We start from the raw sequence: 4,021 nt of genomic DNA, 5'->3' as shown, positions 1-4,021 counted from the left end.
TACTTGTCAGGTCTTTCAAATTTTAATAAATTTTGAATAATGTCCTGTTCTCAAGTGTTAGGATAATTAAGAAATTTGGTGTCATTTTAAGCATTTTAAAAAAATAAGTTAATTTTAAAAAATAATTACATATATTTTTGTAGTTTTGAATAGTTAATATAGAAAAATTTTCAAACAATAATTTTTAATATTTAATTAGTTATCTTAATAAAAATTAATGATCCAAATAAAATTGTTTTATAATAATAAAGTAAGAATTAAAAATTTAAATTTTAAGTATTTAGAAAGGTGTTTATGAAAAATAAAAAGATACAAAAAATTTTAATAATATTAGGTGGTGCTACTACAGTAGTAACAGCAACTTCATTAGGACTTATTTTTGGTTTAAAAAAATCAAATAACTTATCAAATATACAGAAAAATACAGAAAATGTAACTATTTCATTATTAGAATTGAATGAAACAAATGCTAAAATTCAAGCAACAATAAATTCTAATGATTCTAAATTTGATAATAAAGAAAAATTTAAAATCATTTTTAATGATATAGATTTTGTTGCTTCAAATTTAGAAAAAAAAGATAATAAAACTATTATAACTTTTGAACTTTGAAATTTAAGTTCTCAAACTTTATATAAATTTTATAATATCAAATTCAATGATGAAATACTTGAAACTGTTAATAGAGATTTTAATTTTACAACTAAAAAAGCAGCAGAACAGAAAATTTATGAAGTAGAAACTTTAGAATCAACTAACATTTCAAACAATAGTTTAGATATTTCTTTTAATTTAAATAATAATGAAAATATTGAACTTTCTCTTTTTAATGTTGAAGTAAGTGATTATAATAAATCAATTTTAGTTACTTTTAATTCCCAAACAAATTCCTATAATTTTCATTTAGATAATTTAAATCCAAATACTGTATATACTATTAATAAAATTAAATATAATAATAAAGATTTAAACATTAAGTCAACTAGTAGAAGCTTTAGAACTACAACAAATGAATTAATGCTAGAAAGTGTTAAATTAGTTTCAAAAACTAAAAATTCAGCAATTCTTGAGTTAACTTTAAATAAAGAGTTAACTAATGAAGAATTAAGTCATTTATCTGCAAAATTTTTAGTAAATTCTACAACAACAATAACAACAACCAATTTCAAACATTTAGCAAATAATCATTTATTATTAACTCTTGAAAATCTAAATCCACAAACAAATTATAAATTAAATGAACTTATTTTAAATAACGAAAATGCCATTTTAAATGAAGAAAATAAAATAAGTTTTAATACATCAAAAGATGTTAGTGAAGATACTTTTACAGTAAGTAATGTAATATTTAAAAATATAACTGAAACATCAGCAACTATTAGAATTGAATTTAGTGAACATGAGTTAGTAGATTCTAATCATCATGAATTTTACTTAGAATTTATTAATGGAAATTCAACTAAATCAAATGATTATAATCTAGATAATAATTTTGTGGAAATTAATGTAGACAATTTAGATTTTCATACAACATATACACTTTCTAATGTTATGTTAAATGGACATACATTAACTTTACCTTCTAGAAATAATGAATATAACTTTACAACTAAAGAGTGAACTAGACCTGTAATTTTAAATAATCTAGATTATAAAATAGAAGACAAAATTAATGAAAATCTTTCAGATATACTTTCATTAAATTTTGGAATAATTGATATGTTTCCACTTAAAAGACAACAATATTTTTTTGTTGCAACTTTAAGAGATCAAGAAACAAACGAAGATACAAAACTTTATTTTACATCTACATTTAAAGACAATAGTAAAACTCAATTAACTCTTGATAATGTTAGAATTCTATTAAGTGAAGATCCTGAATCTGATGGTGATTCATTATATTATGAATTACGTCCTAATAAAAATTATTTATTAAAGTCTTTTCAATTAGTAAGAGAAGTTGAAAGCGATAACTATGGTACTATAGATTTTACTTTAAAAGAAGGAAAAGAATTTACAATTGATACACACATCAATAGAATTAAATATCAAAATGTCAATTTAAATAGTAGTAATAATAATTTAAATATATCATTAGATTTAACAGAGCAAAGCAATGAAAATGTTCAAGCAACAATAGAAAGTAATTATGGTGGTTTATGAGTTTTATCTTTAACTAAATCCAATAATAATAGTTATGCAGGAATATTAAATTTAGCTCAAATGCCAAGCGGACATTTTAAAGTTTCTAAAGTTACTTTAAATAATAAACCTATTTTTATTTCTGCTGCCAATAAAGGTACAAATGAAGTGCAAGTAGAAATTGAAAAAAATAAAAATAATATAATTAATTCTATAAATTATTTATTTGATAAACATAGCTATGAACATAAAATCAGTTTATCTTTAAATACTGATAATAAAGAAAATTCCTTTATTTTTAAACAAAATCCTATTGTTGTGGTAGAAAAAAATGGTTCAACAAATAGTTATATAAATTTACAAAGTCAATGAAATAAGCAAACAAATCAATTAGATGTTTTTAGCTCTAATTTAGATTTTGGAGCATCATATAAAATATTAGGAATAGGAAATATTCACATTAATCAAGTTGATAACAACTCTTTTAGAACAATTGAAACAAAATTAAATAAAAATCAATTAACTAGTGATCAATTAAATAGTTTTTTCGATCAAATTCGAAATCTAGAGTTAAAAAAACATTGATGAGCTTCTGGTATTAAAGCAGAATTATTAAAAGAAAAAAATTTATTTAAATTCTTTGATTTATCAAATCTTTCTATCAATAAATTCGATGATAATATCACTTTTGAGTTTGATGAAAATAGTTTTAGTAACCAAGATGAATTAAATGGAACTTTAACCTTAACTTTTAAATTAGTAAGTGGTACAGAACAGTCAAAATCCAAAACATTAAATATAAGTAATTTATATTCACAAACTTGAATTAATAAAAATAAAACTAATACAAACTTATTTGATTCTTTAGTATCAATTTCAAAAGAAGGTTCAAGAAAATCAACCAAAGAATTTGATGAAGCATTTAGCGATCCTAAATATAATAATAGAGATGATTTAGATTCTTCATTTGGTAAACCTTCAATTATTATTGAACTAAATGACCAAAAATTAGCTGAATTTTTAGATATTGATAAAGTACTTACAAGTTATGATACAAATAAATTTAAAGTATATTTTGTAAAGTATAAAGATGATGAAGATGTTTATCAACCACACAAAACTACTGGTTATGCACCACTTGGGATGATGCAATATAAGTTAATGTTTTGATTTAATCAACATTCACCAGAAGATAAATATACAAATCAAGTAACCCCATTATGAGTTTCTGGTTATAATCAATATACAAATAAAAATTCTAAAGATTTATTTGCTTATTTATCATTGCAATCACAATTATTTTCTTCAAGTGAATATAAAAATATGAATGCAAGATATGGAATAAAATCCACAACACAAGAAACTGCTGATCAAATGCTAGAAGAAATTAATCAAAAAAGCAGTTCCAAAGAAAAATTACTTTATTTAGAGCAAAAAACTAATTTAATTAGATTTTTAAATGATAGCTATAATATTTTAAAAGATACTTATAATCCTCCTGTAACAAGAGATTATTTTGAATATGAAATTGTAAATGTGAAGAAAATATCTTATGGTCTTAATAATTTTTTAGATATAGCACTAGGTATCAAACCAATTTATTTAGGTGCAAACTCTAATAATGAAATTAAAAATGAAGTAATTAATAAAAATACAATTCATATTAAACTTTTAAATAATAATTAATTCTAAATATAAATATTATTTTTATCAGAAGTTTATGCTTCTGATTTTTAATAAACAAATTTAAAAGTAATATAATTAAATTATGAATGAAACAAATAGAAAAGTATTTTTAACTTTCTACCAACAAGTTCAAAGGTTAAAAAAAGAAAAGAAAATGCAAATTGAAGATGAAACGGCAGCTGAAGAGTATTTA

The 4,021-nt window shown here is 21.2% G+C and carries 1 protein-coding gene; it reads left to right on the top strand.

Translation table 4 applies throughout. The features are described 5' to 3' along the window. Positions 1–294 precede the first annotated feature (294 nt). Complete coding sequence (locus tag ACXX88_RS04020) at positions 295–3,828, top strand: hypothetical protein (RefSeq protein WP_458559662.1); 3,534 nt, start codon at positions 295–297, stop codon at positions 3,826–3,828. Positions 3,829–4,021: the final 193 nt, after the last annotated feature.

The organism is Mycoplasma sp. 5370, assembly GCF_054343435.1.
Note: the sequence above shows the minus strand (reverse complement) of the source record. Positions and strands in the feature narration are given on the sequence as shown.